18 protein-coding genes and 1 tRNA gene are annotated in these 18,470 nt (G+C 39.5%); 13 read left to right on the forward strand and 6 right to left on the reverse strand.

Translation table 11 applies throughout. The annotated features are described in order from the left end of the window. Position 1 precedes the first annotated feature (1 nt). Together Q0X77_RS04880 and Q0X77_RS04885 are read left to right on the forward strand one after the other, a co-directional pair. The gene (locus Q0X77_RS04880) at positions 2-604 is read left to right on the forward strand and encodes a short chain dehydrogenase (RefSeq protein WP_297793881.1); all 603 of its coding nucleotides are present in this window, start codon (positions 2-4) and stop codon (positions 602-604) included. Positions 605-924: 320 nt separating this feature from the next. After that, the gene (locus Q0X77_RS04885; RefSeq protein ID WP_297793883.1) at positions 925-1,122 is read left to right on the forward strand and encodes a hypothetical protein; all 198 of its coding nucleotides are present in this window, start codon (positions 925-927) and stop codon (positions 1,120-1,122) included. Between the two features lie 48 nt (positions 1,123-1,170). Here Q0X77_RS04885 and rpsT read toward each other — a convergent pair whose 3' ends face one another. The 3 genes from rpsT to proS form a co-directional block, all read right to left on the reverse strand. Beyond that, a complete protein-coding gene (gene rpsT / locus Q0X77_RS04890; protein ID WP_297793886.1) occupies positions 1,171-1,422 on the reverse strand; it encodes a 30S ribosomal protein S20 in 252 nt (83 codons plus the stop codon). A gap of 38 nt (positions 1,423-1,460) precedes the next feature. Further along, a tRNA-Glu gene (locus Q0X77_RS04895) sits at positions 1,461-1,532 on the reverse strand. Positions 1,533-1,612: 80 nt separating this feature from the next. Further along, the gene (gene proS / locus Q0X77_RS04900; RefSeq protein WP_297793888.1) at positions 1,613-3,088 is read right to left on the reverse strand and encodes a proline--tRNA ligase; all 1,476 of its coding nucleotides are present in this window, start codon (positions 3,086-3,088) and stop codon (positions 1,613-1,615) included. A gap of 129 nt (positions 3,089-3,217) precedes the next feature. On the opposite strand from proS, the gene Q0X77_RS04905 reads away from it, so the two are divergent. Together Q0X77_RS04905 and Q0X77_RS04910 are read left to right on the forward strand one after the other, a co-directional pair. Then, a complete protein-coding gene (locus Q0X77_RS04905) occupies positions 3,218-4,534 on the forward strand; it encodes a hypothetical protein (RefSeq protein ID WP_297793890.1) in 1,317 nt (438 codons plus the stop codon). 34 nt (positions 4,535-4,568) lie between these two features. Then, complete coding sequence (locus tag Q0X77_RS04910) at positions 4,569-6,083, forward strand: outer membrane protein transport protein (protein WP_297793895.1); 1,515 nt, start codon at positions 4,569-4,571, stop codon at positions 6,081-6,083. A 45-nt stretch (positions 6,084-6,128) separates the two neighbouring features. Here Q0X77_RS04910 and Q0X77_RS04915 read toward each other — a convergent pair whose 3' ends face one another. Then, the gene (locus tag Q0X77_RS04915; protein WP_297793898.1) at positions 6,129-7,556 is read right to left on the reverse strand and encodes a T9SS type B sorting domain-containing protein; all 1,428 of its coding nucleotides are present in this window, start codon (positions 7,554-7,556) and stop codon (positions 6,129-6,131) included. 124 nt (positions 7,557-7,680) lie between these two features. Continuing rightward, positions 7,681-9,486, reverse strand: coding sequence for a T9SS type B sorting domain-containing protein (locus tag Q0X77_RS04920; RefSeq protein WP_297793901.1), 1,806 nt, complete (start codon positions 9,484-9,486; stop codon positions 7,681-7,683). Positions 9,487-9,623: 137 nt separating this feature from the next. Here Q0X77_RS04920 and folE point away from each other — a divergent pair, with 137 nt between their 5' ends. From folE to Q0X77_RS04950, 6 genes are all read left to right on the forward strand, one after another. Further along, on the forward strand, positions 9,624-10,304 hold the full coding sequence (folE, locus tag Q0X77_RS04925) for a GTP cyclohydrolase I FolE (RefSeq protein ID WP_297793904.1): 681 nt from the start codon (positions 9,624-9,626) through the stop codon (positions 10,302-10,304). A 15-nt stretch (positions 10,305-10,319) separates the two neighbouring features. Beyond that, positions 10,320-11,804: a cysteine--tRNA ligase gene (gene cysS / locus Q0X77_RS04930; RefSeq protein WP_297793907.1), complete on the forward strand. Its 1,485-nt coding sequence runs from the start codon at positions 10,320-10,322 to the stop codon at positions 11,802-11,804. A 57-nt stretch (positions 11,805-11,861) separates the two neighbouring features. Further along, complete coding sequence (gene yidD / locus Q0X77_RS04935) at positions 11,862-12,083, forward strand: membrane protein insertion efficiency factor YidD (protein WP_297793910.1); 222 nt, start codon at positions 11,862-11,864, stop codon at positions 12,081-12,083. Positions 12,084-12,221: 138 nt separating this feature from the next. Then, positions 12,222-13,184, forward strand: coding sequence for a prolipoprotein diacylglyceryl transferase (lgt, locus tag Q0X77_RS04940; protein WP_297793912.1), 963 nt, complete (start codon positions 12,222-12,224; stop codon positions 13,182-13,184). A 26-nt stretch (positions 13,185-13,210) separates the two neighbouring features. Continuing rightward, the gene (locus Q0X77_RS04945) at positions 13,211-13,702 is read left to right on the forward strand and encodes a DUF192 domain-containing protein (RefSeq protein WP_297793916.1); all 492 of its coding nucleotides are present in this window, start codon (positions 13,211-13,213) and stop codon (positions 13,700-13,702) included. A gap of 10 nt (positions 13,703-13,712) precedes the next feature. Continuing rightward, positions 13,713-14,240 (forward strand): GNAT family N-acetyltransferase, encoded by a 528-nt coding sequence (locus tag Q0X77_RS04950; RefSeq protein ID WP_297793919.1) that lies wholly within the window; start codon positions 13,713-13,715, stop codon positions 14,238-14,240. A 57-nt stretch (positions 14,241-14,297) separates the two neighbouring features. On the opposite strand, the gene Q0X77_RS04955 is transcribed toward Q0X77_RS04950, so the two are convergent. Then, a complete protein-coding gene (locus tag Q0X77_RS04955; RefSeq protein ID WP_297793923.1) occupies positions 14,298-14,504 on the reverse strand; it encodes a DUF2892 domain-containing protein in 207 nt (68 codons plus the stop codon). Positions 14,505-14,754: 250 nt separating this feature from the next. On the opposite strand from Q0X77_RS04955, the gene Q0X77_RS04960 reads away from it, so the two are divergent. The 3 genes from Q0X77_RS04960 to Q0X77_RS04970 all read left to right on the forward strand — a co-directional run bounded on the left by Q0X77_RS04960 (position 14,755) and on the right by Q0X77_RS04970 (position 18,363). Beyond that, on the forward strand, positions 14,755-16,011 hold the full coding sequence (locus Q0X77_RS04960) for an ATP-binding cassette domain-containing protein (protein ID WP_297793926.1): 1,257 nt from the start codon (positions 14,755-14,757) through the stop codon (positions 16,009-16,011). 64 nt (positions 16,012-16,075) lie between these two features. Next, positions 16,076-18,079, forward strand: coding sequence for a serine hydrolase (locus tag Q0X77_RS04965; RefSeq protein WP_297793927.1), 2,004 nt, complete (start codon positions 16,076-16,078; stop codon positions 18,077-18,079). A gap of 92 nt (positions 18,080-18,171) precedes the next feature. Beyond that, the gene (locus Q0X77_RS04970) at positions 18,172-18,363 is read left to right on the forward strand and encodes a cold-shock protein (protein ID WP_297793931.1); all 192 of its coding nucleotides are present in this window, start codon (positions 18,172-18,174) and stop codon (positions 18,361-18,363) included. Positions 18,364-18,470: the final 107 nt, after the last annotated feature.

An 18,470-nucleotide genomic window follows, 5' to 3' on the forward strand; every position in this document is an offset into this window, starting at 1 on the left:
TATGACAATTCTGATCATTGGCGGGAAGGGTACAATTGGAAGCAAACTTACTGCTTACTTTTCTAAAAAACACGAAGTCCTAACGGCAGGTAGAAGCAAAGCTGATCTCCTGGTGGATATATCAAATAGTGAATCTATTGAAGCACTTTTTAAAAAGACCGGCCCTGTGGATGCCATAATTTGCTGTGCCGGTGAAGCCAAATGGGCTCCATTCAATGAACTGTCTGAAGAAGATTTTTATATAGGTATACGGAGTAAACTAATGGGCCAGGTTAATCTGGTACGAATTGGGAAAAATCATGTCAACGCCAAAGGCTCCATAACCTTAACTACAGGGATACTTGCCGACGATCCTGTTGTAATGACCACCAGTGCAGCCATGGTTAACGGAGCAATTCATAGTTTCGTAAAATCTGTCATCCTTGAAATGGAAAACGAAATCAGGGTGAATGCAGTTTCCCCGGGCCTTGTGGAAAAAGCAGTGGATAAATACGGGGACTACTTTCCGGGTCATACCCCTATTCCAATGGATAAAATGCTAAGGGGATATATAAGAAGTGTAGAAGGAAAAGTGAATGGAGAAATAATTCGCATATATGATTAATAGGATTATTTATTACGCTTAGGGTAATAAACGCTTAATAATTTGACCAGATGGGATTCTACGACTTACCATAGAAGGAAAGGGAAAGTCTTGTGGATGAAATACAGAACGATATAATTAATGATCTTCACAAGAGCGATAGTCTGCGATAAAAAAGTATTTCTCTGATGAGGACACCTATATTCGCAAGGCCGCATATACGGTAACCGGCAAATTGTACCATACGGAAAGTACCTTAAAACCCAAAATAGTAAAGACGAACAAAACTATGCTAAGCTCTGAAAATGATAAATAGTGACAAACTGCAATTAATCTAGCAGGTGAAATTGGTAAAACAGATTTCCTGTAAAAAAGGGGGTTTGGCTATTGTGGTCTCATCGTTGAGCAAATGGAAAAATCGTGAACTTGTTGACGAGGTAATGGATGAAATCGTGGATGTGCATTCAAGATATAAAAGCTTTGCAGCCATGTCTCAACCTGAGGCCATTACATATTATGACAGGCACTATACGCCATAAAAAAGCCCTGACCAACCGGTCAGGGCTCTGAGAGTTGAGCTTATTTTTTTACAATGCAGCAATATGCTTTGTAAGCTTACTTTTTAAATTAGCCGCTTTATTGGAGTGTATAATATTGCGCTTAGCCAGCTTGTCTATCATACTAACCACATCTGGCAGTAGGGTTTCGGCCTTCTTTTTATCGGTCTCACCCCTTAATTTTTTAATTGCATTTCTTGTTGTTTTATGCTGATACCTGTTACGTAACCGCACAACTTCGTTCCTTCTGATTCTTTTTAATGCCGACTTATGATTTGCCATCTTCTTTTTATTTTATTTATTCGGGCTTCCAGTTTTTGTAGCCCGTAGGGGAATCGAACCCCTGTTACCAGGATGAAAACCTGGCGTCCTAACCCCTAGACGAACGGGCCTTTAGATCGCATAATTGCGGATGCAAAAATACAATTATTTTTTACTATACCAACTCCATTATATTTTTTTTTGACTCCTCTTAATACGCCTTCGCAAATAGAACCCTTTTTGAGGAAGGATTTCCCGTAACCATGCAGCTACCTGACTCTTCTTCAGCATCTAAAGGAATACACCTGATTGTGGCTTTGGTTTCCTCTTTTATTTGATCTTCAGTAGCAGAAGTGCCATCCCAATGTGCCAAAACAAAGCCGCCTTTCTGTTCTAAAACTTCTTTGAAGTCTTCGTAGTTATCAACCCTGGAAATATGTTCCTCCCTATAATTTCTGGCTTTGTCAAAAATATTTTTCTGGATATCCCCCAGTAAAAATTCAATTCTGGAAACCACGTCGTCTGCTGCTACAACTTCCTTCTCCAATGTATCTCTGCGCGCCAGTTCATAGGTTCCGTTCTCCATATCGCGTTGCCCAATAGCAATTCTGACCGGAACTCCTTTTAATTCATATTCATTAAACTTAAAACCCGGTTTATGGGTATCGCGCTTATCATATTTCACAGAAATACCTTTGCCTTGCAATTCCTTTAACAGCGGGTTTACCCGTTCTGTGATGGTATCTAATTGCTCCATACCTTTATAAATAGGGACTATTACCACTTGAATAGGCGCCAGTTTAGGTGGTAATATCAAACCGTTATCATCACTATGCGTCATAATTAGAGCACCCATTAATCGGGTAGAAACGCCCCACGAAGTAGCCCATACATATTCTTGCTTACCTTCTTTTGTCGCAAATTTAACATCAAAAGCTTTAGCAAAATTCTGGCCCAGAAAATGTGATGTCCCGGCTTGTAAAGCCTTCCCGTCCTGCATGAGCGCTTCAATGCAATAGGTTTCTATTGCCCCTGCAAAGCGTTCATTTTCAGTTTTTGTTCCCTTAATAACGGGTACAGCCATATGGTTTTCAGCAAAATCTGCATAAATATCGAGGATCAACTCAGATTCCTCAATTGCCTCTTTTTCAGTAGCGTGCGCGGTATGCCCTTCCTGCCAGAGGAACTCTGTCGTGCGAAGAAACAATCGTGTCCTCATTTCCCAACGCACCACATTGGCCCATTGGTTAATCAATAGGGGAAGATCTCTGTAGGACTGAATCCACTTTCTAAAAGTATCCCAGATAATAGTTTCCGAGGTGGGTCTCACAATAAGTTCTTCCTCCAGTTTGGCCTCCTCATCGACGATAATACCACTGCCGTCTTCCGCATTTTTTAACCTGTAATGGGTGACCACGGCACATTCTTTGGCAAAACCCTCAACATGACTCGCTTCTTTACTAAGGTATGATTTTGGGATAAACAAAGGGAAATATGCATTCTGATGCCCTGTATCCTTGAACATCTTATCCAAACCTGCTTGTATCTTTTCCCAAATGGCAAAGCCGTATGGTTTTATAACCATACATCCCCTAACACCAGAATTTTCGGCCAAATCAGCCTTAATGACGAGTTCGTTATACCATTTGGAATAATCCTCGCTCCTTTTCGTTAATTTTTTACCCATCAAATATACTTTGGCACAAAACTTGTATTCTTATTGTCGAAATAGTTTGGTAAAACTAACTATTTTTAAAATGTTCAACAATATAAATTTTAAGCGATGATACAATCTTTACCCCTACCCAAATTAACTATGACTACTATAGTTCTGTTAGTAGGCATATTAGTGGTTTCTTGTGGTTCTTATCAGGAAGCCTCTTATTATGACAATGATGGTATCTATACAGAAGGGACCGAAAAGGTCTATACAAAACAAAAGAAGCAGTCCAAACAAAATCAGGGTGATGGAGTTTATGGAGACTATTTTGGTCAAAGAGCAGATGATATTGATGACTACATGGAAGGTGAAGTCTTTACGGATGTTGATGATTATTATGGAGGGGAAGTAGAAAATGATAGTCTGCAGGTTGTACCGGAAGGAAATTATTATCAGGACTATAACGACTATGCCGGCTATGCTGGCTGGGGCGATAATCAATCTAATGTAACCATCAACAACTACAACACTGGTTGGGGTTGGGGTGGTGCTGGCATTGGTATTGGTTTTGGTATCGGCTGGGGTGGTTATTGGGGCTATCCAGGCTGGGGCTGGGGTGGCTGGGGCTATCCAGGCTGGGGCTGGGGATATCCTGGTTATGGCTGGGGCTGGGGTGGCTACTGGGGTGGCTACTATCCTTATTACGGTTATGGTTATGGTTATGGAGGAAGATATTCATATAACAGAAGCAGGAGAGGCTATTACGGTAGTAATTCCTTAGCATCCAATTCACTGAGAGGAAGATCTAATCTTACTTCCGGCAGGGGAAGGTCTAGTTTGACCTCAGGAAATGGAAGAACCGCTTCCCGCACAAGATCAAGTGCCGCCAGGTCCGGCACAGGAAGGACATCTTCGGCAACACGAAGCTCAGGTGCTTATAGTAGATCACGTTCGGGAGCAACAGCAAGGAGATCGGTTAGTACCGCTGCTATAGAAAGAAACAGGGCATACAGGTCAAGCAGAAGTACGCGATCTGTACCCGGATATTCAAGTTCAACAAGAAGTAGGAATACCTATAGACGGCCTACAGCTGGTACAAGCTCTTATAACAGAGGTACAGCCAGCAGATCTAGCGCGGCCAGAAGGTCTTACGGGGCTCCCGCTCAGAGAAGCTCAGGGTATTCCAGATCACGATCTTCATCATCTATGCCCAGGACATCCGGATATAGAGGCTCGAGGAGTAGTTCAAGAAGCTCCGGAAGTTATAGAAGTTCGGGTAGCAGCTCCAGAAGCTCAGGAAGCTATAGAAGTTCAGGTAGATCTTCTTCAAGGTCCTCCGGTAGTATGAGAAGTTCCGGTGGTGGTATGAGGAGTTCCGGCAGCATGAGAAGTTCCGGTGGCGGCATGAGGAGTTCTGGTGGCGGAAGAAGTTCCGGGGGATCCAGATCATCAGGTAGCAGAGGCAGACAATAATCCCATAAAAACAGTAGTATTAAATTTATATAATATGAAAAGATCTATATTTTTCATCCTGGTATTGATATGTGCAACTGCAAACGCGCAGAATATAGAGGATGTACTCAGGTACAGTATTGAAAACACTAATGGAACGGCTCGTTTTCAAGGGTTGAGCGGCGCATTTGGAGCACTTGGAGGTGATCTCTCAGCCTTAAATATTAATCCTGCAGGTTCAGCCGTTTTCAACAATAGTCAGTTTACCATGACAGGTACTAACTACAATAGAAATAATGATGCTGCTTACTTTGGGCGAACAAATAATACCCGACTTAATTCATTTAAAATTAATCAGATAGGTGGTGTTTTTGTTTTTAAGAACATGAACAAAGGTTCGGATTGGAGAAAATATTCCTTAGCCTTTAATTACGATCTTGTACGGAATTTTAGCAATGAGTTTTTTGCTTCCGGGAATAGCAATGAAGGAATAGACAACTACTTTCTTGCCTTTGCTCAGGGCGAACCTTTAGGTCCGCTTCGTGTGCAGGACGGGGAGCTTATTGAAGAAGCTTATCTGGATATAGGGAGTAGTCTTGGTTTTGGACCACAGCAGGCATTTTTAGGATTTCAGTCCGGGGTTATCGACCCTGTGGATATTGATGATGACAGCAATACCCAATATATTTCCAATGCTGATTATGGCACGGTGAATCAGGAATTTTTACAATCGACACGGGGATATAACAGTAAGTTTACAATGAATTTCGGTTCCCAATACAAGGATTTCCTTTTTATGGGCGCATCCTTGAATTTTCACAGCATCTATTATGAAAAATATACGCAGTTGAGTGAAGCAGGATATGATGCTTCATCGGAAATTCAATTTACTAATTTTGATAATCTACTGGTTTCGCGAGGTAACGCATTTTCATTCAGTCTCGGACTAATTGCACGATTGAACAAATTTATAAGAATGGGGGCTAGTTATCAATCTCCTACCTGGTATGATTTAAGGGATGATTTTTCGCAAAGAATCAATTCGGATTCTCCTGTAAAAAATCCCGATATAAGATTTATTGATTTTAATATTGTCAATCTTTTTCCTGATTACAAAGTAAAGACTCCGGGCAAGTTTAATGGAAGTATGGCTTTTGTGTTTGGCGCTAATGGTCTGTTAAGTCTCGATTACGGATATCAGGATATGTCCAATGCCGAATTACGCCCTACCTCTGATGCTAGTTTTGCTAGAGTAAATTCTGAGATTGGCCAGGAACTCAGAGCTGTATCCACATTTAGGGTTGGTGGCGAATATAGAATAAAAAAGTTTAGTCTTCGTGGAGGCTATCGCTACGAACAAAGTCCTTTCAGAAACAAAATTACAATAGGTGATTTAAACGGATTTTCTGCAGGGATAGGATACAATTTTGGAGGAAGCAGATTCGACTTTACCTATAGCAGGGCTACCCGTGATGTTGATGTGCAACTTGCAGATGTTGGCATCTCTACCCCGGCAAGTGTATACGCAGCTATAAATAATTATAGTTTCGGGTATACCATAAACTTCTAGAAAAATGAAATTAAAAAAGCCCTGATGAACTTCAGGGTTTTTTTATTATCGCACCAGAGAAAAATGCGTACGTATGGTATTCGCTACCAGAACCCCATCTTCATTACGAGCATACTCTAAACGAAACCAATAATCTGAAGAAGGCATGGGTCTTCCGTTAAATGTACCATCCCATCCTATGGTGGTTTCATCCAGTTGTTTTAACAATTTACCGTAGCGGTCAAAAATAAACACCACAGGGTTAGAAAGTGTTTCAATTCCCTTGATATTCCACGCATCATGGATACCATCGCCGTTTGGGGTAAAGAACTTAGGATATCCTACAACCAAAAACTCAATGGGTTCTGTAGTACCACATCCGTTTTTGTCATTTATAATTACCGTGTTTAAACCCGGAGGAATATCCAAAAATACGGATTCGTCCTGAAATTCACCTCCGTTGATGGCATATTCATAATCGCCATCACCATCCACAAAAAATTCTACATTATTACTATCAGACAAGTCGTCCAATATAACTATCCCATCAGGATCTGGTAATAAAACCGGAATTCCATAATAGGTTATCAGAATATCATCTGTGATAGTTGTAGCCAGGGTGGTTAATATCTCCACAAAATAACGTCCGGAATTTGGACTGCTTACTACTAATTCTGCTCCAAGAGGTCCTGTTCCCGGAAGGGTGGCATCTATTGTTCCGTCGTCATCATAATCTACCGTCCAGGTTACTGTGGCAATATCCGGCCCGGCAGGGGAATTTAATGCTGTTAAGGTTATATCAGGATCCCCTTCGCATGCAACAATATCCAATCCTAAAAATTCATCTCGCAACGTACAGTCAAGCGCCGTATTTTGATCTGCATCCACAGAACTGCCTGTAAAAGTCAATGAAAAAGGTTCCGGGTTTCCATCAAAATTGGTGTTGAAATTATTAATCAGGAGGTAATAAATCTCTCCTTCGATCACGTCCAGCCATTCATCATAAGTATTTTGATTAGCCGTAAGAGGTGGCGCCCCTTCCTGGCCGTTTTCCGGGTTAACCCCTACTCCGGTAAAATTTGTGCTATTTACTTCGTAATTACATCGTATAGGTTGCGCTGTACCATTGCTTATGTCTGCACAAGAAGTGTCTGGTCCATACAAGGCAAAATCATATTCAGAAGTTATTGTAGTTCCTACCGCCGGTAACGCTTCTATATCAAAACCAATTTGACCATCAGTTCCTGCCCTAAAAACATACCAGGATGTGTTATTTTCAATATTTGCGGAACTCACACTCCCTTTCTCCAAGCAGCCAGATTGCCTGATTACATCAGGATCAAAATCGTCTACATCTCCCAAACCATCGGTCAGGGATAGAATAGGTGCATCGGCACATACAGGTATGGCACTACGGCAATCGGGAGAGTTCTGTGCATTAAGTCCAATACAGAAAAGGAGCAGGCAGCACAGGGAGCTAACGAGTGTTCGCATAGATTAAGGGGCTATCATTATATAAATAATCATTACTATAACTCTCAGGTCCAAAATTTAGTATATCTCGCCCAAGTTTTTCTGCACTTTATCGACAAACGGCCTGCTTCAATAAACCTGCCGATTATCTTTTTAATGAAAAATGATTATTGATATACCTGGCCTCGCTACGCTGGCCTTCAAAATCAATGTAAGTAAGTTTAAACCAATAGTCTGTAGAAGGCAATTCCCTGCCATTAAATGTACCATCCCAGCCAAGGCTCGTTTCATCTAATTGTTTCAGGAGTTTCCCATATCTGTCATAAACATAAACCATAGGATCTTCAAGGTTACTAACTCCCAGTATATGCCAATAATCGTTAATTCCATCGCCATTGGGACTAAAAAAACTGGGGAATCCTACTACGGTAATTGTTTCAGATACCGAACCGCATCCATTGAGATCATTAATGGTCACCGTATGAATCCCAGGTGAAACATTAGTAAAAATATTACTGGTCTGGTATGCTTCATTGTCTATTTGGTATTCAAAATCACCCATAATATCGGTCAGCACTTCAACGGTATTATTATTTTGCAAATCTTCAATTAAAACGTCCGTTATTACGGGAGTTTCAGAAACGACAACTGCAATTGCAATAGTCGTTGAACACGTTTGCCCCCATTGTGTATTCGTAACCGTCAGGGTATAATTCCCTGCCTGGGAAACCAGAATACTCGGTGTGGTTTCACCGGTATCCCATGAATACGAATAGCTGGGGTTGGGCATGGTTTCACCAATTTCTAATCCCGCGGAATCCTCACAAATAAAAATTTCTGTAGGAATATTTAAAATGGGTGTTTCTATAACGTTTAGTTGAAATTGCTCTGATGCGTCATAACACCTTGGATTTTCTATCGAGCTGGTTCTAATATAGATGGTCTCCGTGCCCGCATTCAACGAATAGGGCGATATTATTGAATTTATGCCGAGCTGGGCATCATTTAAAGAATTGTGATAACTAACCCTGAAAGCAGCAGGATCCTGGGATCCCAGGACCTGACTATCCTTTTGAGTCAAGTCAAATCCGTTGGCTTCTGAACATAGCATTTCATCAGGTACGGGATTTGAAACCGGGGATGTATTGAAAGCAACTTGCACATCACTTATAATATTGGCCATTGATGTGGTGATTATTTCAACTCTGTACATGGCGGATACCAGTGCATGCAGCGTTGAACCGGTTTCTCCTGCTATAAGCTGAAATCCAGACCCTGTATCACTATACCAGGTATAGCTCAGAGCGTCTGCAGTGGTAGCATCTAGAATAATATTTTCGTTATCGCAGGCTGCGAGCGGTGGTCCAAGAAGATTGTTTATAATAGAGCAGTCCAGTGCATCAAATGGGTTTGTTATAAAAATATCACCGGAAAATTGAATTGAAAACCCTGAATTATTGTTACTAAAGTTATTTATCATCAGGTAATAATCCTCCCCGGGCATAACCTGTAACCAATCTTCATAGAGAACAGTTGCGGTATTTCCTGTAGGGTCTTCCCCTACCCCCATAAAGGCTTCCTCATCACTGTTATCAAAGAAATTACAGCGGATAGGGTCTCCTAAATTATTGCAGTCACTTGCCCGGTATAGTGCAAAATCCCAGTCCTCAGAGGTATCAAAACCAATATTGAAACCCAATTGCCCTGATGCGCCTGTTCGAAATCGATACCAGGCCGAATTAGACTCTATTGCGCCGGTCATTGTTTGTTCCAGGCAACCACTGGTGGTTGCCCCGTTATAGTCATCCAAACCATATCCCTGAGTACCACCATTTACAGGAGTATTACTGCATATAGGTACAGCATTGCTGCAATCAGCCGCCACCTGGGCCATTAGTGAGTTGGTCCCAAGAACTGTTAAAATCCAGAATATTAAGCTTTTACACTTCATAGACAGGCATACCTTTTGGAATTTATAAAAATACCCCGTACTTATCCTTAACACTAATTTATGTTGTGTATCGCCTTAAACAGCGTATAAAGTGCCATATAATGTATATCTTTGCCCTTGCTAAAAGAGGTATCAGGATGAAATTAGACAGTACATTGGAAGAACATTTTGAGGACTTTGGTAAAGATCATGTCTCATCATCTGAACAGACGCCAATGAGAAAAGATGCGTTTGTTTTAAGCGATGAAGAAAAAATTGAACGTATCCGTGAAAATGTAAGGGAAATAATGCTTACTCTGGGACTGGATATGGAAGATGATAGTTTAAACGGTACACCAGACAGGGTTGCAAAAATGTATGTAAAGGAACTCTTTGGTGGTTTACAGCCAAAGAAAAAACCTAAATCCTCCACTTTTGACAACAAGTACAAATATGGTGAAATGTTGGTTGAAAAAAATATCACAGTATATTCTACCTGTGAGCATCACCTTCTTCCAATTGTAGGAAAAGCGCATATTGCTTATATTTCAAATGGCACCGTGGTTGGACTTTCCAAGATGAATCGAATCGTTGATTATTTTGCGAAAAGACCACAGGTTCAGGAACGCTTAAATATCCAAATTGTAAAAGAACTTCAAAAAGTTTTAGGGACCAAAGATGTTGCCTGTGTCATAGATGCTAAACATTTATGTGTTAATTCACGTGGAATACGCGATGTAGACAGTAGTACAGTCACCGCGGAATACGGTGGTAAATTTAAAGAAGAAGGAACCAGACGTGAGTTCCTGGATTATATCAACCTGGAAACCAATTTCTAATTGTATATAGGAAAAATGCAATTGTATAAAACGCAAAACCTTATAGTTTACAATTCCCTTACCAGTACTAAAGAACCATTCCAACCAATTAACGAAGGACATGTGGGAATGTATGTATGCGGACCTACAGTTTACAGCAACGTACATCTGGGAAATTGCAGAACTTTCATGTCTTTTGATATGATATTCAGATACCTCAGGCATTTAGGGTATAAAGTTCGATATGTAAGAAATATTACAGACGCGGGCCATCTCGAAGATGACCTGGATGAAGGAGAAGATAAGATTGCGAAAAAGGCCAGGTTAGAGCAAATTGAGCCTATGGAAGTGGTTCAACGCTATACGGTAGATTTTCACAATATCCTTCAGAAATTCAACTTTTTACCCCCTAGCATTGAACCTACTGCTACGGGTCATATTATTGAACAAATTGAAATTATAAAAGATATCCTGGATAAAGGTTATGCCTATGAAATTAATGGTTCGGTATACTTTGACGTCAAAAAATTCAATGAGGCTTTTGAGTATGGCAAACTGAGTGGCAGGAAGTTGGAAGACATGATTTCCAATACCCGCGAGCTTACTGCCCAGGATGAAAAGAAAAGCCCTCAGGATTTTGCACTTTGGAAAAAGGCGGAACCGCAACATATTATGCGCTGGCCTTCCCCATGGGGCGATGGTTTTCCGGGATGGCACCTGGAATGTACAGCCATGAGCACCAAATATCTGGGTGAGAGGTTTGATATTCACGGAGGTGGTATGGATCTGAAATTTCCTCACCATGAATGCGAAATTGCCCAGGCCGAAGCTAGTAATGGCCAGGCTCCCGTAAAATACTGGCTGCATGCCAATATGCTTACCCTAAATGGTAAAAAAATGGCCAAATCCACGGGGAATAATATTCTCCCTGATGAGATTTTCAGTGGTGATAATACCATTCTAAGTAAAGCATTTTCACCTTCTGTGGTAAGGTTTTTTATGATGCAGGCGCATTATACCAGTATTTTGGATTTGAGTAACGAAGCTTTGCTGGCCTCGGAGAAGGGATATCAAAGACTTATGGAAGCCGTTAACGATCTTAACAAATTAAATACGGATAGTACTTCAGATTTTGATGTAAAAGCATGGAAGCAAAAGTGCTACGATGCAATGAACGACGATTTTAATACCCCCATTCTAATCGCTAACTTATTTGAAGGAGTTAAACATATCAACCTGATAAAAGAAGGAAAGGAAAAAATATCCTCTGAAGATTTAAGATTACTTAATGAGAGTATGACAGGCTTTGTTTTTGATGTTCTTGGCCTGGAAAATAAAAATGATTCGGGTAAGGATATGGAAAAATTGACCGGTGTGGTTGACTTGCTTATTAAATTGCGCAACGAAGCCCGTGCAAATAAAGATTTTGGTACTTCAGATAAGATCAGGGATCAGTTGGCTGCCCTTGGTATTCAATTGAAGGACAGTAAAGAAGGTACTACTTTCAGTATGTCCGGATAGGTATGCGCCATCGTTGAGAAAATATATCTGTTTTGATCTCTAAATAATACTTTTTAAGTGAAAAAATTTCTAATAGCCCCTTTCGTGTTTTTAGTCAGGTTTTACCAGATGTTTATTTCACCTTTGACCCCGGCCACTTGCAGGTATTCCCCTACCTGCTCTCAGTACACACTTGAGGCTCTACAAAAACATGGGCTATTTAAAGGGGGATGGCTGTCCCTTAAACGAATATTCAGTTGCAATCCCTGGGGAGGAAAAGGGTATGATCCGGTACCATAATCGCCCGCTTTTAAAAATCTTTGACCATTAATCAATTTTAACTTAAATCTATAAGAACAATAGACATTAAAAGTTCAGTTACTTTTTACCATTGGCCTCTTTTCTATTTTCTTATCTTAGCCACTTAAAATTCGTTCTATGTATTTTTTAGGTTTTGTCTGGAATCCGGATGACACCCTTTTCAAAATAGGTGTTTTGCAAATAAAATACTACAATCTTTCATGGATTGTGGCCTTTGCCCTTGGTTGGTTTATTACCAAAAAGATTTTCTTAAATGACAAAAAATCCCTGGAGCAATTAGATTCCCTCTTTATCTATACGGTGCTCTCTACAATGCTTGGAGCACGTCTGGGACATGTCTTTTTTTATGACTGGCCTTATTATAAGAATCATCTTATAGAAATTCTTCTTCCCATAAGGGAACGTGCCGGCAGTACATTATTTGGAATAATTAATGGCTATGAATTCACTGGTTTTACAGGGCTGGCAAGCCATGGCGCCGCTATTGGAATTATTATTGGCATGTACCTGTTAACCAGAAAGTATAAAGACCTTAAAATGCTTTGGCTTCTGGATCGTGTCGTAATTCCGGTATCTATAGGGGCATTTTTCGTGAGATTAGGTAATTTTTTTAACTCCGAGATAAATGGCAAAATAACCGATGAAAACTTTGCGTTTGCTACAAAATTCGTTCGGGACTCCGATGATATGCCGGCAGCCTCAGCCTTGCAGATAACGAAGGAAAAAACGGTTAACGCAGCCTATAAAGCATTGGAAAACAACTCTGATTTTTCTGAATATTTCAGCGCTATTCCCTTCAGACATCCGGCGCAATTATATGAAGGTGTTGCCTATATTTTTGTTTTTATCATCCTTTATTACCTCTACTGGAAGACAGACAAAAAGGAGCATCCCGGATTTTTATTTGGGTTATTCCTGGTTTTGCTTTGGACTATTAGGTTCTTCGTTGAATTTGTCAAGAAAAGTCAGGGTGGGTTTGAAGAGACCTTAGGGCTAATATCAACAGGACAATGGTTGAGTATTCCATTTATCCTTGTGGGCTTTTATTTTATGTTCAGAAAAAAGAATGTTTCCGCTTAGTGAATATCGAGTAAACATACGGTAAGATGAAAACACTGACGTTATATGGTTTTTTCTTGATTTTGGCCTTCGCAACGCTTGGTAGTTGCAAAGAAGACCAGAAAAAAGTTGTAAAAACTGAACCCATAACATTTACAAAAGAGGGAGAATTAACTATCTATAAGGCGGAATCTGACTCTATAATTGTTAAATACGATATTGAAATCGCCGAATCTGATTATGAGACACAGACAGGTCTTATGTACAGAGAATCCATGGAGCTGGATAAGGGGATGTTTTTTATCTTCCCGGATGTGCTTTTTCATTCTTTTTATATGAAAAACACCAAAATTCCCCTCGATCTTATATTTATAGACGAGGAACTGAGGATTGCGAGTTATAAAGAAAATGCCCAACCTATGGATGAGACCGGCCTGTCATCCGAAGTCCCGGTTCAATATGTACTGGAACTCAATGCCGGACAGCGTAAAAAATATGCGTTGGAAGTTGGCGATCGCATTGCGTTTATACGAATGTAAAAAGTAGAAAATGAACTTACTTCTTGAAGGGGAGGAAAGTGATCGACTTATTTTCCGTAAAGTAGCAAAGACTGATTTTGATAGTTGGTTACCATTTCACCAGGAGCCCTTGAGTTCAATACATTTTGCCGGTGAGATTTTTGAACCTGAGGTAGCTTGCCAAAATTGGTTTACGAAAGTATTTAAAAGATATAAAAACAATCTTGGTGGACTTAATGCCTTAATAAGTAAAGATAGCGGGAAACTTATAGGCATGTGTGGCCTTTTGATACAAACTGTGGATGAAATTCAGGAACTGGAGATAGGTTATTCTATCTTACCTGAATACTGGAGACAAGGTTACGCCTCCGAGGCAGCCAAAAAGTGTAAGGCTTACGCTTTTGAACATAAGCTGGCCGAATCCATCATTTCAATCATCCATATAGATAATATTGGATCACAAAAAGTAGCCCTTAATAACGGAATGCATTTAGATAAAACCACGACCTATAAGGGTATACCGGTTCATATTTTTAGGGTATATCTTCCTGAAAGTTGATATTAATTTAATCTGAATTAATAAGAAAGGCTTCCCGAATGTATCACAATTTGATAATTATGTCTTGCTAGAACAGGTACTTAATCCGAAAGGAGCATAAAGTGGACAAAAACTAACTAAACTGGTTAAGACAAATATACCGGCCAGCGCCAGCAAAACTATACCCAATGTCCCGGTAACTGTACCCGTAAAATAGAGCACAAAGAAAATTGCCGCAATAATAAATCGAATCGTTCGATCCGCAGATCCCATATTCTTTTTCATAATGGTTTATTTAATTAAAAATATAGTCCAGTAAAAAGACCAGACCCGTAATCAATCCCAAACAAATAGTGCATGCCTGAATCAACTTTATTACTTTTTTACTCATCGTACACTTTATTTGTTTTACGGGCAACTAAAAATATGAAATATAAAATAAATTGTAATTAGCTTATTTAACCCAATTGCATAATCATAAATAAAACTTCTGACAGCTAACTACTATATTTGTTTGAAATACGTATCCGCCATTATGACCCAAATCCAGCACTGGGCTGTTTTTCTCAATAATCAATCCAATAAACAGGGCTTTATTGAGCAATTGCTGTCAGAAACTAATCTCCCTGCTCCTTTTAAGTCTTTAAAAGGATTGAATGGCGCATTATTCTCCAAACTGGCCCTGGACGATTTTATTGAAGAAGAAGTCAGGCATGATCTCAAGTTACTTACTTCATCAACCTCTCAAAGCCTTCAATCTATGAGTAGTGGGGAGCGTAAAAAAGCACTGTTAAACTATCTTCTGGAAACTAAACCAGGCTTTCTGATATTAGACAATCCATTTGATAATCTGGATAGGGGATCACAAAGCCAACTCAAAGAAATTCTCTATGGTATTTCTGATCACGTGGTCATAATTCAATTAATCAGCAGGTCGGCAGATCTGCTTCCTTTTGTTACCAACTATTTTCGCCTGGTATCCAATGAACTGATTATCATCAAAGACCTTTCATTACTGGAATCCAAAAAAACACAAAATTTTCGCGGTAAAGTCCCCGAACCATTAGATCACTTTAAGTATTCCCACGAAAATCTTATTGAATTTAACAATGTCTCAGTACGCTATGAACAGAAACCCGTCCTACAAAAAATTAACTGGACCATTAAACCGGGAGAATTCTGGGAATTGACCGGCAAAAATGGAAGTGGTAAAACCACACTTCTTTCTATGATCACAGGCGATAACCCTAAAGCTTACGGAGAGAATATTTTTCTTTTTGGTACCCGGAAAGGGAGTGGTGAAAGTGTTTGGGATATCAAAAAAAATATTGGCTATTTTACTCCTGCCATGGTAGATCGGTTCAAGGGCTACCATAGTCTTGAAAATATGCTGATTTCAGGGCTTTTAGATTCAATTGGACTTTATATTAAACCCCATGAATCGCAACTAAGGCTAGCCAGGGAATGGCTTGCGCTACTGGGAATGGAAAATAAAAAGAATAGTTATTTTCATGACCTAAGTCTGGGTCAACAGCGACTAATCATGTGCGTAAGGGCAATGATTAAGCACCCGCTTCTTTTAATCCTCGATGAGCCAACAGCCGGCCTGGATGATGAAAGTGCTGCCCTGGTTGTTGCTCTAGTAAACAAAATGGCTGCTGAAAGTCAGACTACAACCATTTTTGTATCACATAGAAAGGAACCGCAATTAAAGGCTCATTCTGTATACCAATTAGAATTGACCTCAGAGGGGTCTGTTGGTAAGGTATCAGAAATACAAAATAGAAATTAGAATGTTACAAGTTAGATAATGAGTCGTCTAAAAAGTGTTTAAACTCAACAAGAAAAAGTACAATATGAATCATTGCATAGCTAAATCGGGGATTACCCTTCTATTAATTTTTATATCAGTTTCCCTGAATGCTCAATTTCTAAAAGGGAAACTATCCCAGGGAAATCCAATTTTTGCTGAAATTTTACCAAATGAAACGCATCAGTATAAAGTGAATATGGGCAGAGATCAGTTTGCCTTTTTTAAGTTGATGCAACGCGGTGTTGATCTAAAAATAACCACCTATGATGCAAGTGGCAATAAAATTAGTGACTTTGATAGTCCCAATGGCAAAAACGGATATGAATACATAACATTGACTTCCACAATTGATGGTGAATATATTGTGGAAATTTATCCGCTTGATGAACATCAACCTAATGGCAAATATGAAATTTCCCTTGAAAAAATAAAACCGAGGGCAGAAACCTTAAATGGGCAGGTTGATGAATTGTTTACCGTCTGGGACAATAAGGAAACACCCGGAGCATCAGTTGCTATAGTTAAAAACGGTTCAATTATCTATAAAAAAGGGTATGGGATGGCGAATTTAGAATATGATATCCCAATTGTTCCTTCAACAATATTTCATATTGCCTCTGTTTCCAAACAGTTTACGGTTTTCTCCATTTTATTACTGGAAAGCGAAGGAAAATTGACACTCGATGACGATATAAGAAAATTCATCCCGGCGGTCCCGGATTTTGGCAAGACTATCACACTTCGACATTTAGCAAATCACACCAGTGGTTTAAGGGATCAATGGAATTTGTTAGCTATGGCGGGCTGGCGGTTAGACGATGTTATCACAAAGGAACAAGTTCTTAAACTTGTAAGCAGACAAAAAGAGCTAAATTTTGAGCCCGGCGAGGAATATATGTATTGTAACACTGGTTTTACCTTATTGGCTGAAGTTGTGGCTCGAGTGTCCGGAGTGTCTTTTGCAACATTCACCAAAGAGCGTATTTTTAAACCTTTGAATATGGTCAATACACTGTTTTATGATGATCATGAAAAGATTGTAAAAAACAGGGCATATTCTTATTATTCAGACAGTTCGGGCTATAAAAAAAGTGTATTGAATTATGCTAATGTTGGGGCAACCAGTCTTTTCACCACCGTTGAAGACCTAAGTTTATGGGCACTAAACTTTTCATCACCAAAAATTGGGAGCCCTGAACTTTTTGCAAAAATGAATACTCCCGCAGTTTTGAAAAGCGGTAAGACATTTGGAGGAGCACTCGGGCAATTTGTAGGAAAGTATAAAGGCCTGAATGAGATCCAACACGGAGGGGCAGATGCAGGATACAGGTCATACCTCACACGTTTTCCCGATCAAAATTTTTCCGTTGCCGTTTTTAGTAATGATGCCTCTTTTTCATCAGGGTCCATGGCTCATAAAATAGTGGATATCTATCTAAAAGATTATATAAAAACAGCGTCAAAGGAAAATATTGTGGCTTCCCAAAATACAAATGGAAAAATAACTTTAGACAAGGAAACAATAACGTTCTACCTGGGAGATTATGAATTGCAGCCAGGCTTTATCATTAGCATCACCGAAGACAGCGGTGAATTGTTCGCGCAGGCGTCGGGACAAGAAATTGTAAACTTAATTCCTTTATCCCAAAAAAAGTTTAAGGTATCAGAAGTGGAAGCCGAAATTACTTTTAACACCACTGAGAATGAGAAAGCGGAGAGTATTAAGCTGGAACAGGGAGGCCAAATTATGAATGCCCCGAGAATAATTGCATTTGATAAATCTACTGTTGATCTATCCCAATTTTCTGGAAGTTTTTACAGCGAAGAACTGTCTACAGAATACAAATTCATGTTAGCAGGTGATAAACTAATTGCTAAACATAGCAGGCACAGTGATATTGTTCTGGATCCGGTAAAACAAGATACGTTTACGGGAAGTGAGTGGTTTTTCAAAACTATTGAATTCACCAGAGATTCTGATAAGAAGATAAGTGGTTGTAAAGTGTCTTCTGGTAGGGTAAGGAATCTGCAATTCCTTAAGAAATAGCCAAATAATGACACCTCAACGAAAAATTAATGGTTTAATTAATTAAATTTAAGGATATTAACTTACTTTTGCATCTAATTTAATATATAATCATGAGTAACGGTACAGTAAAATTTTTCAACAACGCTAAAGGATATGGATTTATCACTCCGGATGAAGGAGACAAAGATGTATTTGTCCATGCAAGTGGATTAACAGATGAAATATCAGAAGGAGACAAAGTTAGCTACGATCTAGAAGAAAGTCCAAAAGGATTAAACGCAGTAAATGTTGAGGTGATTTAATCATCATTTTGAGTTAAGTAATTGTTTTAAAAAGCCTGTCGGTAAACGACGGGCTTTTTTTATTAGATATAATATAAAATAAGCCGCAAAACTTCTATTAAGTTTTG

Origin of the sequence: uncultured Eudoraea sp., assembly GCF_947258925.1 — a bacterium.
GTDB lineage: Bacteria > Bacteroidota > Bacteroidia > Flavobacteriales > Flavobacteriaceae > Eudoraea.